Origin of the sequence: Pseudomonas sp. LTGT-11-2Z, assembly GCF_003691445.1 — a bacterium.
GTDB classification, from domain to species: Bacteria; Pseudomonadota; Gammaproteobacteria; order Pseudomonadales; family Pseudomonadaceae; genus Aquipseudomonas; species Aquipseudomonas monteilii.
In genome coordinates this window covers 3,966,747-3,986,556 of sequence record NZ_CP033104.1, presented here as the reverse complement: position 1 = coordinate 3,986,556, position 19,810 = coordinate 3,966,747, and the positions used below count along the sequence as shown (strand labels likewise).

The 19,810-nt window shown below is 62.1% G+C and carries 28 protein-coding genes and 1 tRNA gene; 27 read left to right on the top strand and 2 right to left on the bottom strand.

Annotated features, from left to right (window positions below):
• The first annotated feature begins 41 nt into the window (after window positions 1-41).
• The 25 genes from D8767_RS18580 (at window position 42) to D8767_RS18460 (ending at window position 18,133) form a co-directional block, all read left to right on the top strand.
• Window positions 42-569 (top strand): hypothetical protein, encoded by a 528-nt coding sequence (locus D8767_RS18580; protein WP_121757607.1) that lies wholly within the window; start codon window positions 42-44, stop codon window positions 567-569.
• Window positions 570-833: 264 nt separating this feature from the next.
• Window positions 834-907 (top strand) — tRNA-Gly (locus D8767_RS18575).
• A gap of 87 nt (window positions 908-994) precedes the next feature.
• Entirely contained in the window at window positions 995-1,306 is a 312-nt protein-coding gene (locus tag D8767_RS18570; protein ID WP_064314657.1) for a hypothetical protein, read from the top strand.
• Window positions 1,306-1,575, top strand: a complete 270-nt coding sequence (locus tag D8767_RS18565) for a hypothetical protein (RefSeq protein ID WP_121757608.1) — start codon at window positions 1,306-1,308, stop codon at window positions 1,573-1,575. The genes D8767_RS18570 and D8767_RS18565 overlap by 1 nt, the downstream gene beginning before the upstream one ends.
• Before the next feature lie 73 nt (window positions 1,576-1,648).
• A complete protein-coding gene (locus D8767_RS18560; RefSeq protein ID WP_121757609.1) occupies window positions 1,649-1,906 on the top strand; it encodes a hypothetical protein in 258 nt (85 codons plus the stop codon).
• Window positions 1,903-2,355: a proteasome subunit beta gene (locus tag D8767_RS18555; RefSeq protein ID WP_122048350.1), complete on the top strand. Its 453-nt coding sequence runs from the start codon at window positions 1,903-1,905 to the stop codon at window positions 2,353-2,355. The genes D8767_RS18560 and D8767_RS18555 overlap by 4 nt, the downstream gene beginning before the upstream one ends.
• Window positions 2,330-2,953: a putative metallopeptidase gene (locus tag D8767_RS18550; protein WP_121757610.1), complete on the top strand. Its 624-nt coding sequence runs from the start codon at window positions 2,330-2,332 to the stop codon at window positions 2,951-2,953. Before D8767_RS18555 ends, D8767_RS18550 begins: the two co-directional genes overlap by 26 nt.
• Before the next feature lie 30 nt (window positions 2,954-2,983).
• Complete coding sequence (locus D8767_RS18545) at window positions 2,984-3,460, top strand: DUF2280 domain-containing protein (RefSeq protein WP_121757611.1); 477 nt, start codon at window positions 2,984-2,986, stop codon at window positions 3,458-3,460.
• Entirely contained in the window at window positions 3,435-4,763 is a 1,329-nt protein-coding gene (locus D8767_RS18540; protein WP_121757612.1) for a terminase, read from the top strand. The genes D8767_RS18545 and D8767_RS18540 overlap by 26 nt, the downstream gene beginning before the upstream one ends.
• A complete protein-coding gene (locus tag D8767_RS18535; protein WP_121757613.1) occupies window positions 4,763-6,223 on the top strand; it encodes a DUF4055 domain-containing protein in 1,461 nt (486 codons plus the stop codon). Before D8767_RS18540 ends, D8767_RS18535 begins: the two co-directional genes overlap by 1 nt.
• Window positions 6,141-7,235 carry a minor capsid protein gene (locus D8767_RS18530; RefSeq protein ID WP_232889642.1) on the top strand — a complete coding sequence of 365 codons (1,095 nt, stop codon included), beginning with the start codon at window positions 6,141-6,143 and terminating at the stop codon, window positions 7,233-7,235. Before D8767_RS18535 ends, D8767_RS18530 begins: the two co-directional genes overlap by 83 nt.
• A 112-nt stretch (window positions 7,236-7,347) precedes the next feature.
• A complete protein-coding gene (locus D8767_RS18525; protein WP_054573904.1) occupies window positions 7,348-8,121 on the top strand; it encodes a hypothetical protein in 774 nt (257 codons plus the stop codon).
• Between the two features lie 3 nt (window positions 8,122-8,124).
• Complete coding sequence (locus D8767_RS18520) at window positions 8,125-9,102, top strand: major capsid protein (RefSeq protein ID WP_054573903.1); 978 nt, start codon at window positions 8,125-8,127, stop codon at window positions 9,100-9,102.
• Window positions 9,103-9,148: 46 nt separating this feature from the next.
• On the top strand, window positions 9,149-9,589 hold the full coding sequence (locus D8767_RS18515) for a HeH/LEM domain-containing protein (protein ID WP_054573902.1): 441 nt from the start codon (window positions 9,149-9,151) through the stop codon (window positions 9,587-9,589).
• A gap of 3 nt (window positions 9,590-9,592) precedes the next feature.
• Window positions 9,593-9,970, top strand: coding sequence for a hypothetical protein (locus D8767_RS18510; protein WP_054573901.1), 378 nt, complete (start codon window positions 9,593-9,595; stop codon window positions 9,968-9,970).
• A 3-nt stretch (window positions 9,971-9,973) separates the two neighbouring features.
• Window positions 9,974-10,366: a hypothetical protein gene (locus tag D8767_RS18505; protein WP_054573900.1), complete on the top strand. Its 393-nt coding sequence runs from the start codon at window positions 9,974-9,976 to the stop codon at window positions 10,364-10,366.
• A gap of 1 nt (window position 10,367) precedes the next feature.
• On the top strand, window positions 10,368-11,042 hold the full coding sequence (locus tag D8767_RS18500; protein WP_121757614.1) for a hypothetical protein: 675 nt from the start codon (window positions 10,368-10,370) through the stop codon (window positions 11,040-11,042).
• The gene (locus tag D8767_RS18495; protein WP_100413940.1) at window positions 11,039-11,467 is read left to right on the top strand and encodes a phage tail terminator-like protein; all 429 of its coding nucleotides are present in this window, start codon (window positions 11,039-11,041) and stop codon (window positions 11,465-11,467) included. Before D8767_RS18500 ends, D8767_RS18495 begins: the two co-directional genes overlap by 4 nt.
• Window positions 11,468-11,506: 39 nt before the next feature.
• Window positions 11,507-12,166: a phage tail protein gene (locus D8767_RS18490; protein WP_121757615.1), complete on the top strand. Its 660-nt coding sequence runs from the start codon at window positions 11,507-11,509 to the stop codon at window positions 12,164-12,166.
• Between the two features lie 9 nt (window positions 12,167-12,175).
• Window positions 12,176-12,559 carry a phage tail assembly chaperone gene (locus tag D8767_RS18485; protein ID WP_121757616.1) on the top strand — a complete coding sequence of 128 codons (384 nt, stop codon included), beginning with the start codon at window positions 12,176-12,178 and terminating at the stop codon, window positions 12,557-12,559.
• The gene (locus D8767_RS18480; RefSeq protein ID WP_372237807.1) at window positions 12,556-12,873 is read left to right on the top strand and encodes a DUF1799 domain-containing protein; all 318 of its coding nucleotides are present in this window, start codon (window positions 12,556-12,558) and stop codon (window positions 12,871-12,873) included. The genes D8767_RS18485 and D8767_RS18480 overlap by 4 nt, the downstream gene beginning before the upstream one ends.
• 3 nt (window positions 12,874-12,876) lie before the next feature.
• The gene (locus D8767_RS18475; RefSeq protein WP_121757618.1) at window positions 12,877-16,278 is read left to right on the top strand and encodes a phage tail tape measure protein; all 3,402 of its coding nucleotides are present in this window, start codon (window positions 12,877-12,879) and stop codon (window positions 16,276-16,278) included.
• Entirely contained in the window at window positions 16,278-16,616 is a 339-nt protein-coding gene (locus tag D8767_RS18470) for a phage tail protein (protein ID WP_121757619.1), read from the top strand. The genes D8767_RS18475 and D8767_RS18470 overlap by 1 nt, the downstream gene beginning before the upstream one ends.
• Window positions 16,617-16,625: 9 nt before the next feature.
• Window positions 16,626-17,375, top strand: coding sequence for a phage minor tail protein L (locus D8767_RS18465; protein WP_121757620.1), 750 nt, complete (start codon window positions 16,626-16,628; stop codon window positions 17,373-17,375).
• Window positions 17,376-17,377: 2 nt separating this feature from the next.
• Complete coding sequence (locus D8767_RS18460) at window positions 17,378-18,133, top strand: C40 family peptidase (protein ID WP_121757621.1); 756 nt, start codon at window positions 17,378-17,380, stop codon at window positions 18,131-18,133.
• A 127-nt stretch (window positions 18,134-18,260) separates the two neighbouring features.
• Here the strand turns inward: D8767_RS18460 and D8767_RS18455 are convergent, their stop codons facing one another.
• Window positions 18,261-18,560, bottom strand: coding sequence for a hypothetical protein (locus D8767_RS18455; RefSeq protein WP_075804364.1), 300 nt, complete (start codon window positions 18,558-18,560; stop codon window positions 18,261-18,263).
• Between the two features lie 63 nt (window positions 18,561-18,623).
• On the bottom strand, window positions 18,624-18,887 hold the full coding sequence (locus D8767_RS18450; protein ID WP_121757622.1) for a protein L: 264 nt from the start codon (window positions 18,885-18,887) through the stop codon (window positions 18,624-18,626).
• A 199-nt stretch (window positions 18,888-19,086) separates the two neighbouring features.
• On the opposite strand from D8767_RS18450, the gene D8767_RS18445 reads away from it, so the two are divergent.
• Complete coding sequence (locus D8767_RS18445; RefSeq protein WP_121757623.1) at window positions 19,087-19,269, top strand: hypothetical protein; 183 nt, start codon at window positions 19,087-19,089, stop codon at window positions 19,267-19,269.
• An 84-nt stretch (window positions 19,270-19,353) separates the two neighbouring features.
• Window positions 19,354-19,695, top strand: coding sequence for a hypothetical protein (locus D8767_RS18440; RefSeq protein ID WP_121757624.1), 342 nt, complete (start codon window positions 19,354-19,356; stop codon window positions 19,693-19,695).
• Window positions 19,696-19,810 lie beyond the last annotated feature (115 nt).

Below are 19,810 nucleotides of genomic sequence, written 5' to 3'. Positions count from 1 at the left end.
TTTTTTGTTAGCCTTGGCATCCCATTTAGGCGGAAGTCAGCATGGCTAAGCCAATCTTCATCGACAACTGTGCATTCGACGCGCTCTATGAGCTTGGCATCGAACCAGCCAATATCCAAAGTGCTGGTTATGAGTTCTGGGTCACTGGTGAGGTGCTCGCAGAAATTGACGCAATCCCTGACGTGGACGACAAGCAAGCTAAGAAGGAATGGATCAAGAGGGTAGTCACTAGCGAGGCTGTGGAAGAGCGGGGCTACTTTGGCTTTGCAGAGGCTGGCGACTCGTATGGGTTCGACCAAGGCCTGCTGGCTGATCTGGATCAGAGCCACTTCTTGACTGAGACCGCAGGCCAGTTGGGGCCGGAGAGAGCCACGGGCTTTCCTAAACACCATACAGATCGGCTGCTACTGTCCCATGCCATCTGTTTCGCAGTAATCACTGCAGAAAAGAGATTGGGAAATGCACTTCTTTCGGAAAAAGCACTTGAGCGTGGGGCTACGATCATAAGTCTCCAGGACTTCAATCCGGAGGTTGAGACGTTCATCGAATTTCTCTGCCGTCACTATTGAATCAGCGCTGCACATGAGGCCCAGCCATTGAGCTGGGCTTTTTTGTGCGCGCAAGAAACGCAACTGCAGCCAGGGCAGGCCCTAACGGGACAGCCTGGACACTGCTAGCCAGTAGTGTGGTGATACGGAAAAACACCGGCAGCCCGCGCACCCTGACCTCACATGCTTTCATGGTGGCGCGTGACCGGACCGGCGAGACTGGTGCATTGGGGTGCCAGCGCTGCAATGGTCTTCGGCGGACAGGTGGGGAGAGACCCACGCAAAGCGGGCAAGCAGAAGGTTTGCCGCCAGCCTTCCAAGCTGAGCAGAGAAGGGTTCGATTCCCTCTGCCCGCTCCAAATTCGATTCGTTAAGTGCTGCTCCGCACGTTTGCCCGGCCCCTCAATAGGGCCTCCCCTCCGGGCCTTTTCTTCTAGGAACCACTCATGGCCGAACCAGCAAGCACGACTGCCGGCGTCCTGCTGGTGAAGTACGGCGTGATCATTGGCGGCTTCGCGGGAGCGATCCTCTCGCTGACTTTCCTGCGCGGCCTCACCCGTGGCCAGGCTGTCGCCGCCTTCTTCACCGGTTTCACCTCGGCAGTTTTCTGCACCCCGCTGGCAATCAGTTTCTTCAAGCTTGAAGCTGGCGGAGAAACCCAATACGGCGTGGCCTTTCTGATAGGCCTTCTGGCAATGAACATCATCCCGGTGCTGAAGTCGCTCGTGGGTCAGTTCGGAGCCAAGGGAGCTACCTGATGAGCTCGACCCTGATTTCAGTCCTGATCGGCGCCAATGCCTTCCTGAGCGTGCTGGTGGTGATCGCTGCGTGCGACTACCTGCGGCGGATCAAGCCGATGGATGCGCCACTGCTGGCCGTCGCGTTCTACCTGGTGGCCATCGGTGCGTTCGGCGCCTTCGTCCTGGCCATGAACGGCCATGTGCCCACCCTGTACGGTGTGATCCTCAAGCTGGGGATCGTCCTGTACGCGGTCGCCAGGCGCGGCCATGTGCTCCAGCCGGGGTAGGGCGCCACAAGTTCCCAATGCGCCGACCTGTGGCGCGTCATCACTCAGCCTGTGCGCAGGCCGGAGATAACCCATGAAGACCGAGTACCGAGTTCGTCCAGTCACCCGTTACATCGTCACTCGATTCGCGACCGAGCAAGTATCGGAAGGCGGATGCTGTGGCGCGTCCTCTTCCGCAATCGGCGAGTTCGCCAGTGGCCAGCAGGCCGACCTGGTTGCTGACGCGATGGTGGCAAGGGATCAAGCTGACGGCATTGAGTCCATCCGCACCCGCCACGGGCTTAGCCTGGGTGAGGTGATCTCTGGCCAGCGACTGGAGCAGGGTGCATGACCACCATCGCCTACAAGGACGGCGTGATCGCCTACGACTCCCGCCAGACCCGCAGCGGCTCCATTGTTTCCGATGACTGCCAAAAGCTCACCGTCGTGGATGGCGTCAGCTTCTTCCTGTCCGGTGCCGTGTGCGACGAGAAGGCCCTGATTGCGGCCTACTTCGGCACGCCATCGCCAGTTCCGGTCGAGTGCTCGGGCTACGTGGTGGATGGCGGCAGGCTGCAGATGGTGGGCCATGACGACAAGGCCGGCGTATGGCGGCAGGACCTCGATCCGGCCAACCCTGACGCGATCGGCAGCGGCTCGGCCTATGCCCTGGCAGCAATGGACATGGGCGCGAGTGCCGAAGAGGCGGTCCGTGCCGCGATGAAGCGGGATATCTACACCGGCGGCAAGGTTCGGACTATGAGGATTGACCAGCATGGAAAGGCCAGTTCCTCCGGCTGACCTCCTTGAGCTGACCGACTTATCGGTGCTCGGCACCAGGCTTCAGCCAGCGCCCGAGATTGGCGAATGGGTGCAGGCAGCGATCCTCAGCGATGGTGGCGAGCTGCATAACCATGACCATGCTCACCTGATCGACGCGCCGCTGCGCTTCCTGTGGGCCTCAGCCTGCTTCGAGAAGCAGGGGCGAACCGTAGTGGGCCAGGCAGAGTCGGTGATGTTCCGCGCTGGCGGATGGCAGAAGGCACGGCAAGAGCAGCAAATGATCGACTGGTTCGGCGAGGTGCCGGGCTTCGTCATCACCCTGGCTGCGGATTACTGCTCCCAGTGCTCCGACACCGAGTTCTGCGCTCTGGTCGAGCACGAGCTTTATCACATCGCCCAGAAGCTCGATCAGTACGGCGCGCCCAAGTTCACCCAGGATGGGTTGCCCAGCCTGACGCTCCGTGGCCACGATGTGGAGGAGTTCGTCGGCGTGGTTCGCCGCTACGGTGCCGGGCACGACGTACAGCAGCTGATCGACGCTGCGAGCCGGCCGCCTGAGGTGGCCAAGATCAACATTTCGAGGGCCTGCGGAACCTGTCTACTGAAGTCGGCCTGATTTTGGACAGGTTTGGACGGATGAACGCCTATGGCAGCCCTATCAAGTGAGGTGAAGGTCTTCGTAATTCAGGCCTTGGCCTGTTTCGATACGCCGTCCCGGGTGGCCGAGTCGGTCCAAAAGGAATTCGGCCTGGCCATCACGCGGCAACAGATCGAATCGCATGACCCGACCAAGGTGTCCGGCAAGGGGCTTGCGGCCAAGTGGAAGCAGCTATTCGAGGAGACTCGTAAGCGCTTCCGCGAGGACATTACCGATATCCCCATTGCCAACAAGGCCTACCGCTTGCGTGGTCTCAATCGCATGGCCGACAAAGCAGAGGGCATGCGCAACATTGCCCTTAGCGCTCAACTGTACGAGCAGGCGGCCAAGGAATGCGGCGACATGTACGTCAACCGCAAGATCGAACCAGACAAGCCCCTGGACTCCCAGGCGGACCAGCAGCACGCCGTTGCTGAGTACAAGCTGGAGCCAGACGAAGGTGTCCCGACTACCCCGTACCTATGACCCGCCGGTGAAGTTGACGCCGAAGCAGGCAAACATCTATGTCTGGGGCTTTCAGCCTGAGGCGCGCTTCCGCGATGCGGTGTGTGGGCGTCGATTCGGCAAGACCTTCCTCGGCAAGGCAGAGATGCGCCGCGCGGCTCGGTTAGCTGCGGAGTGGGGTGTGAGCGTCGAGGACGAGATTTGGTATGGCGCGCCGACGTTCAAGCAGGCCAAGCGGGTCTTCTGGCGCCGGCTGAAGCAGGCCATCCCGGAAGCCTGGCGCGCAGCTCGACCAAACGAGACCGAGTGCTCGATTACCCTCAAATCCGGGCACATCATGCGCGTGGTCGGCCTGGACAACTACGACAACCTGCGTGGCTCCGGCCTGTTCTTTGTATTGGTGGACGAGTGGGCGGACTGCCCATGGGCAGCCTGGGAAGAGGTACTCAGGCCAATGCTCTCGACCTGCCAGTACACGATTCCCCAGACCGGGGAGTCGAGAAAGGGCGGGCATGCGCTGCGGATCGGCACCCCGAAGGGCTTCAACCACTGCTACGACACATACCGCGACGGGCAGCCAGGCGGTGAGCCTGACCACAAGAGCTGGCAGTACACCTCGCTGCAGGGCGGCAACGTCCCTGCCGATGAGCTGGACGCTGCCCGCCGCAAGATGGACCCGCGCACGTTCCGACAGGAATACGAGGCCGGATTCGAGAACTACGCCGGGGTGGTGTACTACACCTTCGACCGGGCCGAGTGCCGCACCAGCGAGCGCATCAAGCCAGGCGAGGCTGTGCACATCGGCATGGACTTCAACGTCATGAAGATGGCCGCGGTCGTGTACGTGGTCCGGGACGGTCTGCCGTTGGCGCTGGACGAGTTCCACTCAGTGCGGGATACGCCCGAGATGATCGAGAAGATCAAGGTGCGTTTCTCGGGGCACAGCGTATCTGTGTACCCAGACGCCAGCGGACAGAACACCAGCAGCAAGAACGCCAGTGAGTCGGACCTGTCACTGCTCAAGAAGGCCGGCTTCACCGTGGTGGTCGATTCACAGAACCCCGGCGTGAAGGACCGGATCAACGCGGTAAACGCCATGTTCCTCAATACCTATGGGGAGCGGCGCCTGAAGGTCAACATCGACCAATGCCCGCAGCTCACCCAGTGCCTGGAACGGCAGACGTACACCGACAAGGGCGAGCCGGACAAGGACCCCAAGAAGGGGCACGACCACATGAACGACGCTGCGGGCTACTTCATCGCCAAGCGGTTCCCGATCAAGACTCAGTCCGCCGGCACCCGCCGCATCGGAGGTTTGGCGTAATGCCTGTTCAATCCACCAACCCTGACTACGACGCTCACATCGAAGAGTGGCGGATGATGGACGACGCCCTGGAGGGTGAGGGCGCCATTAAGCGCAGCCCGCGCAACCTGCCCAAGCCCAGCGGTATGGTCGAGGCTGAGAAGCTGGACGGCCAGGGCAATGCGTACCTCTACCGTAACTACACCGACCGGGCCCAGTACGAACACTGGGTGCGCGATTCGCTGCGCTCGATGATGGGGCTGGTCTCGCGGCTGATCCCCGAGGTTAAGCTGCCATCGGGCCTGAAGGGCCTGGAGGACAACGCCACGGCAGATGGCTTCGGCCTGACCCAGCTGTTCCTTCGGATAGTGCGCCAGGCCATTTCCCACGGCCGGGTGCCGCTGGTGGTCAACATCGATGACAAGGGCCAGCCGTATTTCGCCACATATGCGGTGCGCAACGCCATCAACTGGGACACCGCCGACCAAGGTGGTCGCCAGGACCTAGTGCTGTCGGTGTTCCGCGAGTTCCGACGCAAGGAGCAGGATCGCTACAGTCACGAGTGCGAGACGGTCTATCGCGAGTTCTACATGGACGGCGCGGTCTGCCGCACAGGCGTGCGCAACGAGGCCGGTGAGCTGATCGAGGACGACCGCCCACTGGGCGCCGTCGACGGCAACAACAAACTAGTGCGCGGCCTGGACTACATCCCGGTCATCTACTGCGGGTCCACCGACAACTCTCCGGATGTGGATGAGATCCCGCTGCTTACCATGGCCCGGGCCGCGCTGAAGTCGTACCAGCTCAGTGCCGACTACTTCACGGCGCTGCACCAGACCAGTCATCCGCAGCCGTGGGTGTCAGGGCTGGACGAGAGCGTGGAACTCAGCGTGACCGGTCCTTCCGCAGCCTGGGATCTCGGGCCGAACGGTCAATGCGGCTATCTAGAGTTCCAGGGCGCCGGAATCGAAGCCGTCCGCACAGCTATGGAAGACCAGAAGAACGCTGCCCTTGAGGCTGGCGCCAAGGTCATGGACGTCTCTGGCACGGAGTCGGGCGAGGCTCGCAAGACCCGGCAGAATGACCAGCACGCGACGCTCCACAGCATCGTCATCACCGCGGCAGCCGCGATTGAGCAGGCCCTGCGGTACGCCGCAGAGTGGACAGGCTTTAATCCTGACGAAGTGGTCTTCACGGTCAAGCCGGAGTTCGTGATCCCAGAGGTGAACGCCCAGGTGCTGGCCGAGCTGCAGAAGAGCGTCATGGCCGGCACGATCAGCGCCGAGACCTACTGGCAGTACCTCACCACCGGCAAGCTACCCGAGCGGGCCTACGACGAAGAGGCCGGACTGATTAGCGACGAGCGTGAGTCGGCCGGCATCAACCTGGACAAAGACGATGGCGACGAAACCGACGCAAACGGCGGACGAGATGCTGCTGGAGCAGGTCAGTCGGCACGCGGTGCTGCTGGAGCGGCTTAAAGCGGGTGAGGTCAAGAAGTTCGAGACGGTGCTGCGCCAGATGGATACCCAAGTGCGCGAACAGCTGACCCGAAAGGAGCTCACGACCTACAGCCGAACCCGGCTTGAGGAGTTCCTGGGTCGAGTTGGCGGCAAGCTGCTGGGCATCTACCAAGCGTTTGGCGATCGCATGCAGGCAGACTTGGTGGACATCGCGCTGTACCTGGCCGCTTTCGAAAGCCGGAGCCTGTCCAAGGCACTGCTCATCAATGCCATCATGCCGACCGACTCGCTGATCCGGGCCGCGATCAATACGCAGCCCCTTCAGGTGGCAGGAATCGACGGCGGTACGCTGCTGAAGCCGTTCCTGAGCGGCTGGACGCGCACTGAGTCTACCCGGGTGACCAATGCCATCCGCCTTGGCGTGGTGCAAGGTCAGACCAACGCAGAGATCACCCAGGCCATTCGGGGTACTGCCGCGCAGAACTTCACCGATGGCGTGCTGGCGGTCAGTAACCGCAACGCCAGGTCGGTTGTGCACACCGCCGTGCAGCACGTGTCCGCGACGGCACGCATGGAGACGCTCGCCGCTAACGCCGAACTCGTTCCGGGCTACCGCATCGTGGCCACCCTCGACCGGAAGACCAGCCAGCAGTGCAAGAGCCTGGACGGGCGTGAGTTCGAGATAGGGAAGGGGCCGGTGCCGCCGTTCCACATCAACTGCCGCACGACCATCACGCCCATCACCAAGCTGTCAGCAGCGTTCGCGAAGGGCGCCACGCGCGCGTCTGTGGGCGCATCTGGCGGCGCGCAGGTGTCAGCCAGCCTCAATTACTACCAGTGGCTTCAAACGCAGCCAGCGGCGTTTCAGGATGTCGCGCTGGGACCGGTGCGCGCTAAGCTGTTCCGAGACGGCGGTCTCACGGCTGAGCGCTTCGCCTCGCTGCAGCTGGACAAGAACTTCAAGCCACTGACGCTCGATCAGCTCAAGGAGCTGGAGCCGTTGGCGTTCGAGAGGGCCGGTCTTAACTGACCCGCGCCACAAAACACCTAGCCACGATTTCGTGGTGCGAACTACGGCCTCGCATTGCGGGGCCTTCTTCTGCCCGCCAGGCGGGCCTACTCAGTCCCCAGGGGATAGTCACATGCCTTTTGACTTCGACCCGGCCGCCCACGGCCTCACCCTCGACGAAACCCAAACTGCCGCGCTGAAGGCAGCGCTGGGCGGCGAGGTGCAGAAATTCCTGGACGGCGAGGTCTCGGGCCTCAAGTCCAAAAACACCGAGCTGATCGGCTCCAACAAGACCATCAAGGCTGAACTGGACAAGTTGAAAGGCCAGTTCGACGGCCTGGATATCGAAGCGGTCAAGGGCCTGCTGGCAAAGGCCGGCCAGGACGAAGAGACCAAGCTGATCGCCGAGGGCAAGCTGGACGAAGTGATCAGCCGCCGCACTGAGCGCCTGCGCACCGACCTGGACAAACAGGTCAAGGCCGCCAACGAGCGTGCGGACAAGGCCGAAGCCTTCGCCGCCAAGTACAGCGACAAGGTACTGGCTGACTCCATCCGCGCTGCCGCCATCAAGGCCGGCGCGCTGCCTGAGGCTACCGAGGACATCATCCTCCGCGCCCGCGGCACCTTCAAACTGAGCGAAGACGGCGAGCCCGTTGCCACCGACCGTGCTGGCGAAGTCGTGTACGGGAAGGACGGCAAGACCCCGCTGTCTCCCCTCGAATGGGCGGAATCGCTCCGCGAAACCGCTTCCCACCTGTGGCCAAGGGCCCAGGGTGCCGGGCAGACCGGCGACAACGGTGGCAAGGCCACGAAGAAGTGGGGTGAGTACACCGAGACCGAGCGCGCAGCGATGGCTCGTGACAACCCCGAAGCATTCAAAAAACTCCAAGCCACCCGAGGAACCTAACTCATGCCAACCACCCAACTGTCGGACATCTTCGTTTCCGACTACTACGGCACCCTAGAGCCGGTGAACTCTCCAGAGAAGACCGCCGTCTTCGAGTCGGGCATCATCACCCGCTCGGCTACCCTGGACGATATCGCAAAGAATGGCCAAGGTACTTCCGAGATCAGCTACTGGCAGGATCTCGACGCCGACGAGGCGCCAAACATCTCCAACGATGATCCTGACGACCAAGGCGCTGTCGGCAAAGCTGAGCAGGGCAGCATGCGTGCCCGAACCCTGTACCTCAACAAAGGTTACGGTGTCTCCGACCTGGCAGCCGAACTGGCCAATTCCGAGCCTATGCAGCACATCCGCAACCGCTTCGGCACCTACTGGACCCGCCAGTGGCAGCGCTACCTGATGGGCGCCGGCCGCGGCATCATCGCGGCCAACATCGCCCAGAACGGCGGCGACATGGTTAAGGACTCGGGCGCTTCGATCAGCGCAAACGCCTTCCAGGACGCCGCTTTCACCGCCGGCGACGCCGCCGACATGTTCGCCGCCATCGGTGTGCACTCAGTCGTCATGAACCAAATGGTGAAGCAGGACATGATCGAGTACCTGCGTGACTCGCAGGGCAAGATCATCCTGGCGACCTATCTGGGCAAGCCGGTGTTCATGGACGACGCCCTGACGTACGCGCCTGGCCAGTACCTGTCGTTGTTCTTCGGCCAGGGCGCTTTCGGCTACGGCGAAGGTGATCCGACCAAGCCGGTCGAACTGGAGCGCAAGCCTGGTGGCGGCAACGGCGGCGGCGCGGAGGTGCTGTGGGAGCGCAAGACCTTCATCCTGCAGCCGGCTGGCTTCAGCTGGCAGGGCAGCGAGAACCGCAACCTCAGCCCGACCGCCGCCCAGTACGCTGCAGCAGCAAACTGGAAGCGCGTATTCGACCGCAAGCAGGTTCCGTTCGCCGCGGTCATCAGCGGCACCGCCACCCCTTGACCCATGATGCGGGGCGCCGACCTGGCGCCCTGCGCAGGAGATCAGCATGAAAGTCATCTACACCAACACCCCGGGCACCGAGCGCGGCACCTGTTATCGCCGCCTGGATCAGTTCTTTGGCGTCATCGACGGCGCTACCTCGGTATCCGTGCAGGGCGATGCTCCGCACATCGGCGAGGCGTACCAGCGCCAGGGCATCAGCGTCAGCGAGATTGATGAAGGGCTGCGCCTGGACGGCCCGACCATCGCCCAATGGGTGGCGGAGGGTTATAAGGCCTCGGCCTACCCGCCGAACGGCTATGCCCCGGTCAGCAGCCAAGTGGAAATCGACAAGGCGATCGAGGAAGAGGACGGTGGCGACGATGAAACCGACCCGTACAAAATGAAGGTCCCGCAGCTGAAGGCCTGGCTGACGGCCCAAGGCATCACCTTCGAGGCCGGCCTCAACAAGCCCGACCTGCAGGCCCTCATCCCTTCGAAGGAATAAGCCATGACCGACTTCATCACCGTCGCTGATGTTGATCAGAAGCTCGGTCCGGACTGGGCGGGCACCGGTGATGCAGTCCTCGCCGTGGCCATGGCCAACGCCTGGCTGACAGCCAAGATCAAGCGGACGGTGCCAGATCCGGTGCCGGATGCCATCGTGACTGCCGGCGCGCAAGTGGCCAAGCTGGCTGCGGCCGGCAAGCTCTACAAGGACACCCAGCGCGAGGTGCAGAGCAAGACGGTGTCGGCCCAGGCTGGCACTTCGACCAGCAAGACCTACGTCGCGGGATCTGTCGATCGCTCTGCTGGCGAGAACTTCGCCCTTGACCTTATCGCCCCGTGGATCAGGCGCACTGGCACCGTGATGCTCAAGAGGATCTGACCCATGGGCATGCGCGAAGAACTACAGGCCGAGCTGGCGGAAGCGTTCGACGATCCAGATGGCCTGGCCGATGCGGTGAAGCCCGTTGCTGGGAGCCGTATCGTAAAGGGCGGATATGACCCCGAGATCGGCGGCACGGTGCCGGCGTCAACCATCTACTACGCCGGCCGCGGCGTGTTTGGCAGCTATCTGGCCAAGGAGATCGACGGGACCCGCATCCAAACCGAGGATGTGAAGCTGCTGGTGCTCCAGAACGAGATTTTCGAGGGGCAGGCCGGTGCCGCTACCGATGTTCCAGCTGCCCCCAAGATCGGTGACCAGGTGAGCGGGTACCGCGTGCTCAACGTTTCCGAGGACCCGGCTCAGGCTACCTGGACCATTCAGCTGAGGAAGTGACATGGCGCGCGGCTCACACATGGCCCAGCGATACGGCGGGCAGCAGGGCGGGTTCGCTGAGGCCATACGGGCCTTCGCAGAACAGGCGGAGCAAGCCCTGGACGCGACCTTCCGCGAAATCGTGATCGAGATCGGCAGCAGCGTCATCCGCATGTCACCGGTAGGCAACCCGGAACTATGGGCGGCCAACGTGGCTCACCGGGCCAAGGCCAACAAGGCCGCCGATGACTACGACTTCAAGGTCGCGGTACGCAACACCTTGATCAACCTGAACCAGGACAACTTCACCAAGGCCGGCAGGCTGCGTAAAGGCGTGAAGTACGCCAAGCCCCTGACTAAGACCGAGCGTGAGCAGAACTTCGCTGTGAACGGCCTGGTCGCGGGCCAGGGCTACGTAGGCGGGCGGTTCCGGGGCAACTGGCAGTTCTCCATTGACTCGCCGGCGACCGAAGAACTCGACCGCATCGATCCGTCGGGCAGCGAGGCCATTACTGCGCTCATCACCCAAGTGCAGGCGCTGACCATCGGCCAGACGGCGTACATCGTGAATAACCTGCCGCATGCCATCCCCCTCGAGTACGGGCATTCGTCGCAGGCTCCGGCCGGCATGGTCCGGGTCACGCTCGCAAACTTCCAACGCATCGTCGACGAAGCCATCAGGAACAACCGCGTATGAGCCAAGCACGTGCCAGACAGGCTATCGAGATCAAGCTGATGGCCTGGGCCACGGCGCGCCCGATACGGGTCGCGAACTTCGAGCAGGCCTTCGAAGCTCAACCAGGTGAAACCTACCTGCAGGCTTTCCAGCTGCCGGCGGGCACCACATGTCGCTACCTGGGCGGCGAGGCCTACGAGTACACCGGAGTCTACCAGGTCAGCATCGTTTGCCCGGCGGGCCAGCCTCTGGCAGCCGCCGAGACCCTGGTAGGAGAGCTTTCGAGTCTCTTTCGGGTGGACTCGGAACTCAGCCGCAACGGCTTCGAGGGCCTGGTCACCGAACCAATTGACCAGGGCCCGACCATCACCGAGTCGGCGACCTACACGGTCCCGGCCAGCTTCACCTACCGCGGTGTCGCGGACCAACCGCCCGCTGGGGCATAACCAACCGCCGCCCGGCGGGCAACAACGAGGAAACACTTCATGGCCGCAAAATTTCCGCTGCCGAACGGCTCTGTGCTGGAAATCGCCAGCATTTTTGGCGCCGCTGTCGCCTTCACCGCTCTGACCAATGCCTTGCCACCGGTGGCCACCGCTGCCGGTCACGACATTGAGAATGGCGATGTCCTGCTGGTCAGCTCCGGTTGGGCACTCATCGCCGACCGTGCCGTCAGCGCCGCAAACGTGGCCGCCGACACGTTCGCCTTGAAAGGCCTCAACACCACCAACGTGGACAAGTACACCCCTGGCGCCGGCGTAGGCTCGGTGCTCCCTGTCACTGCTTGGGCGCAGATTTCTAAGGTGACTGCGTTCACTTCGGCCGGCGGTGAGCAGCAGTACCTCACCGTGGGGTATCTGGAGGATGACGACGATCGCCAGTTCCCGACCAACCGCAACCCGATCACGCTGTCGATCACCGTCGAAGACCAGCCGAGCGCAGCCTACGTCGCCCTGGTCGAAAACTACGGTGACAGCAAGGAGCTCGTGGTGGTGCGACTCAAACTGCCGGGTGGCGACCAGATCCTCTACCCAGGCTATGTGAGCATCACCACCACCCCGACCATGGATCGGAACAGCCTCATGACGCGCACCATCAGCATCGCACTGTCGGGCCGTCCCGTTCGCATCCTGGCCGGCGCGTAAGGAGCCCTCATGGCGAAGATCAAGATCGCGCAGAATCCCACTTTCGCTGCCGTGGTGCAGGTTCCGCGAATTGGCGCCGAGCCGGCGCCGGTCGAATTCCAGTTCCGCTACATGGACCGCGTGGCCCTGTCCGCAATGTTCGACCGCTGGAACAAGGCTCGCGATGCCTGGGCGGAAAAGGCCCAGAAGGACGGGGCGACTTGGGAGGAGGTCACCACCGGTGAAATCGTCCTGCAGGCCGAGCAGTTGGGCGATATCGTCACAGGCTGGGACCTGGAGGACGAGTTCAGCGCCGAGGCCATCGTTGACCTGGTGCGCACCTGCACCGGCGCTCCGAAGGCGGTCATTGATGCCTACCAGGCTGCCTACAGCCCGGCCCGCTTGGGAAACTGAAGGCGGCGGCCCGGGCCTGCTACGAGCGTGGTCCGTCCGCCGAACAGCTGGCGGCGCTGGGGCTGACACTTGATGACATCGAGGAGGAGGTAGTGGAGGTCTTGCCGGATGCCTGGCCTGCGTTCCGCCTGTTCGATGCGCTGGGCACGCAGTGGCGGGTGGCTTCGGGCGGCCCATCCGGCCTGGACTACACCGCCATTCCTGCAACCGCCTCAATGCTCGGCATCAAGCGCCGCGACCTCAACGACATTTTCCCCGATCTCCGCGTCATGGAGGTTGAGGCCTTGGCCGTCATGGCCGAATCGATGGAGTAGATCATGACCACCATTGCCTCTCTCGGCCTTCAGATCGACTCCGGTGATGCCGTCGAAGCCAAGGACAACCTCGATCAGCTGACGGACGCTGGCAAGCGTAGCGAGGAGTCGGCCGGGCGAACCGGTCGCGCCTGGGAGACTGCCCTGGGCAGCCTGCAGGGTGACACCCGGCAGATCGTGCAGGAGCTGCAGGCGCTCAACGCCAAGCAGACAGAGTTGGCGCAGCAGATGGCCACCGTGGGACGCGCCGTTACCAGCGCTTCCACGGCATTCAGCAGCGCCGCGGCGAACATGGGAGCTTTCCGGGCCGAGGCCGCTCAGGCGGGCAAGGTGCAGGAGGCGCTCACCAGCGCCACTGATGCCGGCGCCCAGGCTGGCCGGCGCGCCGCCGAATCCGCCGACGAGCAGCAAGCCAGGATTCTGGCCGTGGCCAAGGCCTCGCTGGAGGCCAGCCAGTACGTTCAATCGCTCAACCGGGCAACCGAGCAGAGCGCCGAGGTAACCGCCCAGGCGAACGCCGTTCTGTCCGACAGTGCCAGCCGCCAGGCAGCCATCAACAGCCGGGCCCAGGCCCTCATCGCCACAGAAGAGCGCCAGGCGGAGGCGGCGAAGAAGGCCGCCGGCGCGCATCGGGAAGAAGGCCAGGCGCTTGAAGATCTGCTGGGCAAGATCGACCCTACCGTCGCGGCCATGAGCCGGCTGGACCAGATGGAGCAGAAGCTGAAGGGCTTTCGCACCAGTGGCGCGCTCGATGCGGAGACCTTCGGCGAGTACCAGGCGAAGATCGACCAGGCCCGCACAGCCTTGGGCGGTGCCGATGTAGCACTGAACAAAACTGGGATGTCGGCAAAGGCCACCGCTGCTGCTCTGCGGGGCGTGCCGGCACAGTTCACCGACATCGTGGTATCCCTGCAGGGCGGCCAGGCCCCGCTGACTGTCCTGCTGCAACAGGGCGGGCAGCTAAAGGACATGTTCGGCGGTATTGGGCCGGCTGTGCAAGCGCTCGGCGGCTACGTCTTGGGCCTGGTGAACCCGTTCACCGTCGCAGCTGCAGCGGTGGGCGTGCTCGGCTATGCCTATTACTCGGGCAGCGAAGAGGCGGTCAGGTTTGAGAAAGCGCTGATCACCACCGGCAATGCCGCCGGCACAACATCGGATCGACTTTCCGGCATGGCCCGTGAGGTAGCGGCAACTGTCGGCACCACTGGCGCTGCAGCAGAGGTGCTCACCCAGCTAGCCAGCAGCGGCAAGGTAGCCTCTGGCAGCTTCGTCGAGATCACCGAGGCCGCATTGGAGTGGCGATCGGCAACCGGCAAAGCAGTCGAGGACACCGTCGCCGAGTTCGTGAAGATCGGCAAGGACCCGGTGGCTGCTGCCAGGGACCTCAACGAGCAGTACAACTTCCTCACCGCTGCGACCTACTCGCAGATCGTAGCCCTTAAGGAGCAGGGCGACACCATCGGGGCTGCCAAGCTGCTCACCGACACCTATGTCGATACCATCAAGAACCGGAGCAAAGAGGTCACCGAGAACCTGTCCATCTGGGAGCGCGGCTGGAAAGCGCTGCGTGGTGAGGTGGCTGCAACCGTAGATTCAGTCAAGAACATTGGCCGGGACCAGGATATCGCGAGTCGCATCGTAGAGACGCAACAACGCGTGGCTGCGGCGCAGAGCGCGGTGAACGGCGATCCTGACGACACCGCAGCTAAGCAAAAGCTGACGGATGCCAACCTTGAACTCAAGGCTCTCATCCAGCAGCGAGACACACAGCAGGCGATTGCCAAGGCCCGGGAACTGGATAGCCAGCGGCAGCAGGCGGCTATCCTGGCCATCGGCAAGATCGACGCTCTGGAGAAGTCCGCAAGGACCAACGCCGAGAAGCGCGCGGATGCTCTCAAGGAGTACAACAAGTCTCTTGATGCGATCCGCAAGGTCAACCCGAATGATGATCGGCTGAAGCCCGAGAACATCGCTCGGGTGCAGGCCGATATCGCCAAACAGTTCAAGGATCCTGCTGGGCGAACTGCGTCGGTCGACCTTTCCGGGTTCAACGACCAGAAGAACGCGCTGAGCGCAATCTTGGCCGAGTACAAGAACCACCAGAAAGAACTGGACGCGGCGCAGAAGGCGGGGCTTATCTCCCAGGAGTCCTATGCCTCCCAGCGCGCAGCGATAATCGAGCAGCAGAAGGGCGACGTCACCTTCGCTTACGAGGCCGAGATCAAGGCACTGGAGGATGCGAAAGGCAAGAGCACTACCAGCGCCCAGCAGCGCATACAACTGGACCAGAAGATCGCCGATGCCCGCGCTGCTATGGTCAAGGCCCAGAAGGACGCCGACACCGAACTGGCGGTGCTGGCGACCAATGAGCAGGGCCGGCTGGCCAAGCAGGCCGCCGCTACCCAGGCCTATGTGGATCAGCTTGAACGCCAGCGCGCTGCGCTTTCGACTAGCGGTGACCGTTCTGCGGCTGCCATTGGTCTAGGAGATCGGCAGGCTGGCCTGCAGCGCGACCTGGACGGAGCAACTGATCGATTTAATGATGAGCGTGCCAAGCTTCTTGATCGCCGCCGCACCGCGCCGGACAAGTACAGCGAGGATGACTACCAGCGCGACCTGGCGATCCTGAGCAAAGCCGAGGAAGAGTACCGCGACACTGTCGTGGATAACTACGACAAAATCTCGGCTGCCCAAGGCGACTGGCGCAAAGGCGCCTCCTCTGCTTTCCAGAACTACCTGGACCAGGCGCGGGATGTTGCCGGGCAGACGAAATCTCTTTTCACGAACGCATTCACCTCAATGGAGGATGCAGTCGTGAACTTCGCCATGACCGGCAAGTTCTCGTTCGCGGACTTCACCAAGTCGATACTGGCGGACATGGTGAGAATTGAGACACAGCGCGCGGCTTCGGGCCTATTGGGCAGCTTGGTGAGCTGGGGCGCGACGGCAGCCTCTGCCTGGTTCGGCGGTGGAACGACTTCCGCCGGTTCGACACAGGCAGGCTACGCCCCTGAGATCATGGACAACTTCGTCTCTGGTCAGCGCGCAGGTGGTGGACCGGTGGCAGCAAACTCGCTTTATCAGGTCAACGAGCTGGGGCCGGAACTGCTGAGTCAGGGAGGGAAGACCTATCTGATGATGGGCGATCAGGGCGGGACGATCACCCCGCTAGGCTCTGGACCCAGTCCAACCCTCACAGCGACAAGCAGCTCGGGAACGATGATCAGCGTGTCGGCACCGGTCAACGTGGCCGTCGCGGATCGTAGCGACGAAGGCATGGAACTCGACCAAACGCTACTGCAGCAGAACATGCAGAAGCAGATGCAACTCGCTGCCGAGAAGGCTGTTGCCGACTCGTGGCGGCCTGGCGGCGTGAGCTACCGAAACACAAAAGGAGGGCGCTGATGGCCATCGAGACGTTCAGCTGGCCAACCCAGCGTGGCGAAACGCCCGATATCACCTATCGGGTCCGTGAGTCGAAGTTCGGCGGCGGGTACCGGCAGGTGGTGGGCGACGGCCCCAACAACAAGGAGGACAGCTACCCGATCAGCGTGACCGGCACGAAGGCCCAGGTCCGCAAGATCATGGAGTTCTTCGACCGGCACGGCGGCGCCAAGGCCTTCCTTTGGTCTACGCCGCTCGGCGATCTGGGCCTGTTCACCTGCGCAAACCCCAAGCCCACCCCTGTGGGTGGCGGTCGATTCAAGGTCTCCGCCACCTTCGAGCGGGCTTTCCACCCATAGGGAGCGAGTATGTCGCTGATAAAAGACATCCAGACTCTGGAGCCTGGCAGCGAAGTGCTGCTGTTCGAGTTGGATGGCTCGGACTTTGGCGCCGACATACTGCGCTTCCACGGGCACGCGATACCGCACACCTCCGAGGAGCTTGCGGCAGCAGGTGCGAACGCCGACCAGTTGCCCGCCAAGTCGATTTGGTGGCAGGGCAATGAGTACGGCGCCTGGCCGATGCAGATCGATGGCATAGAGGCAAACTCGGACGGTACCGCTGTGCGGCCCACGCTGACCGTTGGCAACGTCAACGGCAGAATCACAGCGCTTTGCCTGGCGTTCGACAACCTGCTCGAGTTCAAGCTCACCATGCGCCACACGATGGCGCGTTACTTGGATGCGGTGAACTTTCCGGAAGGCAGCCCGGAGGCCGACCCAACCGAGGAAGCCATTGAGGTCTGGTACATCGATCAGAAGGTGTCGGAGAACGGCAAGACGGTGGCCTGGGAGCTGGCCAGCCCCGGTGATGTCGGCGGGGAGACGATCGGCCGGCAGATGACCCAGCTTTGCCACTGGGCAATGACCGCCGGCTACCGCGGCCCCAACTGCGGATATACCGGCCCTTACTTCGACCTCGACGGCAGCCCCACGGATGACCCGGCCAAGGACCAGTGTAATGGGTGTTTGGATTCGGGCTGTGTTGTGCGGTTCGGTGAAGGCAACCCGAATAGCTTTGGTGGCTTCCCGGCTGTTTCCCTCATCGCACGGAGCTGACCATGCGCAAACACATCCTCGCCGCCGTGCAAGCGCAAGCTGCGGCGGAGTACCCGCGCGAGTGCTGCGGACTGATCATCGCTGTTGGCCGCTCCCACAGGTATATGCCGTGTGAAAACGCCGCCGCCGACCCTGCAGAAGAGTTCCGGATTTCGCCGGAGCAGTATGCTGAAGCGGAAGACCAGGGCGAGGTAATCGGCATCGTGCACTCCCACCCGGACGCAACTAGCAAGCCGTCGCCACGCGACCTTGCCATGTGCGAAGCCACGGGTCTGCCCTGGTACATCCTGTCGTGGCCGGAGGGCGATCTGCGGAGCATCACCCCGACCGGACACACGCCGCTGCTGGGGCGGCCGTTCGTGCACGGCGCATGGGACTGCTGGCAAGTCTGCGCCGACTGGTACAAGCGGGAGTGGGGCCTGGAGTTTCCGGTCTATGCCCGGGAGGAAGGATGGTGGGAGCAGGCAGACGGCCCGAGCCTTTACGAGCAGGCCTACGAGGCCGCCGGGTTCTACCAGGTCAGCCAGCCGCAACGCGGCGACATGATCGTCATGGCCGTGGGGCGCACCGCGCATCCGAACCACGCCGGCATCTACCTGGATGGCAATTCCCAGTTACCCGGCGAGCAGGCCCAGGTGTTCGGTCCAGGCCCATTCATGCTGCACCATCTGTTGGGCAGGCCATCAGAAATCGTCGTGTTCGGCGGGCCCTGGCTCGACCGGGCGCGCCTCGTGTTGCGTCATCGGGACGCAGAATGAAGCGGCTTGGCCGCAGGAGAGAGTGAGATGCAGCAGGCCACAAAGGAAAGCCATGATCCGTTCGTGCTGGTTTCGGTTCATGGCTTGCGTATCGATTTACGAAAAGGAACGATGACCTTCCCTGGAATCACTTCCCGCGGAAGAACGAGCGCGCCTCTTGCTGATCATTCAGCAGGAATCGAAGCGGAGCGGAAAACGCTGTCTCCGTTACTTCGTTGTTCGGGATGTTCGTAAGCGGCCATCCATGCTTAAGGGTATGGGTAAGCATCTGCTCCATGACCTTTGGTGAGTAGCCTGGGATTTCACGTAGGGCCGCTGAAATTGAGGCGAGAGCTGCTGCGTTGCCGGCCTTCAATGCTTCGAATTCATCCTTCAGGCTACTCAACTCAGCTTTAAGCTGAGCGATTTTCCCGTTTTCGTCTTGCACATTGACCTCCTAGGTCATCATTCCCCAGTCCATGGGCTTTCAGGCAACGGACCGGGGCGGTTATCAGCGAAGGTCCGGACCCTGTGTTTGGGTCATCACCACGAGCTGCCAAAGGATGGGTTTGTCGTGCTTTGGATGTTGGGTCTTGTTTTGCGGCGGGAAGGGATCGCCTTTGTTGGAAGTGATTTCATCTCCACAGTTATAGCAGCGATAGATGCCCGACACAGGAACGTCTTCGCCGATTTCATAAACGTGGGTCCAGTGCTCTTCGTCAGGGCTATCTACTTGGCGAAGGTACTGATTTGTGTGATCTGCTACTTGTGCCATCGGTTGCTCCTTGCGTTAGAGGCACAACGCTACTACGCGCGGGCCCATTCCACGTACTGGCTTTCCGTCCAGGGTGGATGGGTGGACAGGAGCGGTTGATGCCAAATTGACACCAATCTGCGGTGTCAGTAGATTCGCCGGTTGACCAAGGTCTCAGGCATCGCGCTTTGACCGAAACACAGCAAAGGAAGGTATATCAGTGGCCAAGTTCATGTGGATCGTCACCATTATCATGTCGCTAATTGGTGCTGTTGTTGGGTTCGGCGGTATGTACTTAGCCAATGGCGCGCCACAAGAGGCGGCGTCGGCAGCAATGGGGCTGGCTTGCGCAGTGATCCCGTATTGCGTAGCGAAGGCGTTTACCGAACTCCGTTCGCTTTGAGCATCTCTCAAGCCCCGTCTGCCCGGGGTTTTGGTGATGGCGCTGATAATGTTAGATTGCCTTCGCTCACATGGAGGGGTAGCAATGCGTAAATCGTTCGTGGTTGGATCAATTATCGCAATGTCGTTGGTGTCGACGGCATCTTTTGCGGCGAGACCATCGCAGGAGACGCTAGAGTTTTGTGGCGGATTGTCGAAATTGGCAAACACGGTTATGACTTCGCGTCAGAATGGCGTTGCCATGTCGAAGTTAATGGAGGCCAAGGTTTCCGATGAGGCTATGAACGACTTGGGCGCACTGATGATTGAGCAGGCATACGATTCGCCTGCATACGGCTCCCCAGAGTACAAGCAGAAGGCAGCCACTGATTTTGAGAACAGTTGGTACTCCAACTGTTTGAAAGCCCGAAGTGCGGCCAAGAGCTAGGGGAGGCGCATTCTCATGCCAATTAGTTTTAGGTCGGGAATCATTGGCGCTACTCTGGCGTTACTAGCAGGGTGCGTGACGACCGCAGATTTGGAAGGCAACGATCCTTCGATTA

Coding starts and splice junctions, on each gene's coding strand:
- D8767_RS18565 (WP_121757608.1), top strand. CDS start 1,306: ATGAGCTCGACCCTGATTTCAGTCCTGATCGGCGCCAATGCCTTCCTG.
- D8767_RS18520 (WP_054573903.1), top strand. CDS start 8,125: ATGCCAACCACCCAACTGTCGGACATCTTCGTTTCCGACTACTACGGC.
- D8767_RS18450 (WP_121757622.1), bottom strand. CDS start 18,887: ATGGCACAAGTAGCAGATCACACAAATCAGTACCTTCGCCAAGTAGAT.
- D8767_RS18505 (WP_054573900.1), top strand. CDS start 9,974: ATGGGCATGCGCGAAGAACTACAGGCCGAGCTGGCGGAAGCGTTCGAC.
- D8767_RS18495 (WP_100413940.1), top strand. CDS start 11,039: ATGAGCCAAGCACGTGCCAGACAGGCTATCGAGATCAAGCTGATGGCC.
- D8767_RS18500 (WP_121757614.1), top strand. CDS start 10,368: ATGGCGCGCGGCTCACACATGGCCCAGCGATACGGCGGGCAGCAGGGC.
- D8767_RS18570 (WP_064314657.1), top strand. CDS start 995: ATGGCCGAACCAGCAAGCACGACTGCCGGCGTCCTGCTGGTGAAGTAC.
- D8767_RS18545 (WP_121757611.1), top strand. CDS start 2,984: ATGGCAGCCCTATCAAGTGAGGTGAAGGTCTTCGTAATTCAGGCCTTG.
- D8767_RS18530 (WP_232889642.1), top strand. CDS start 6,141: ATGGCGACGAAACCGACGCAAACGGCGGACGAGATGCTGCTGGAGCAG.
- D8767_RS18470 (WP_121757619.1), top strand. CDS start 16,278: ATGGCCATCGAGACGTTCAGCTGGCCAACCCAGCGTGGCGAAACGCCC.
- D8767_RS18550 (WP_121757610.1), top strand. CDS start 2,330: ATGGAAAGGCCAGTTCCTCCGGCTGACCTCCTTGAGCTGACCGACTTA.
- D8767_RS18475 (WP_121757618.1), top strand. CDS start 12,877: ATGACCACCATTGCCTCTCTCGGCCTTCAGATCGACTCCGGTGATGCC.
- D8767_RS18510 (WP_054573901.1), top strand. CDS start 9,593: ATGACCGACTTCATCACCGTCGCTGATGTTGATCAGAAGCTCGGTCCG.
- D8767_RS18460 (WP_121757621.1), top strand. CDS start 17,378: ATGCGCAAACACATCCTCGCCGCCGTGCAAGCGCAAGCTGCGGCGGAG.
- D8767_RS18440 (WP_121757624.1), top strand. CDS start 19,354: ATGCGTAAATCGTTCGTGGTTGGATCAATTATCGCAATGTCGTTGGTG.
- D8767_RS18465 (WP_121757620.1), top strand. CDS start 16,626: ATGTCGCTGATAAAAGACATCCAGACTCTGGAGCCTGGCAGCGAAGTG.
- D8767_RS18555 (WP_122048350.1), top strand. CDS start 1,903: ATGACCACCATCGCCTACAAGGACGGCGTGATCGCCTACGACTCCCGC.
- D8767_RS18485 (WP_121757616.1), top strand. CDS start 12,176: ATGGCGAAGATCAAGATCGCGCAGAATCCCACTTTCGCTGCCGTGGTG.
- D8767_RS18515 (WP_054573902.1), top strand. CDS start 9,149: ATGAAAGTCATCTACACCAACACCCCGGGCACCGAGCGCGGCACCTGT.
- D8767_RS18535 (WP_121757613.1), top strand. CDS start 4,763: ATGCCTGTTCAATCCACCAACCCTGACTACGACGCTCACATCGAAGAG.
- D8767_RS18560 (WP_121757609.1), top strand. CDS start 1,649: ATGAAGACCGAGTACCGAGTTCGTCCAGTCACCCGTTACATCGTCACT.
- D8767_RS18525 (WP_054573904.1), top strand. CDS start 7,348: ATGCCTTTTGACTTCGACCCGGCCGCCCACGGCCTCACCCTCGACGAA.
- D8767_RS18490 (WP_121757615.1), top strand. CDS start 11,507: ATGGCCGCAAAATTTCCGCTGCCGAACGGCTCTGTGCTGGAAATCGCC.
- D8767_RS18580 (WP_121757607.1), top strand. CDS start 42: ATGGCTAAGCCAATCTTCATCGACAACTGTGCATTCGACGCGCTCTAT.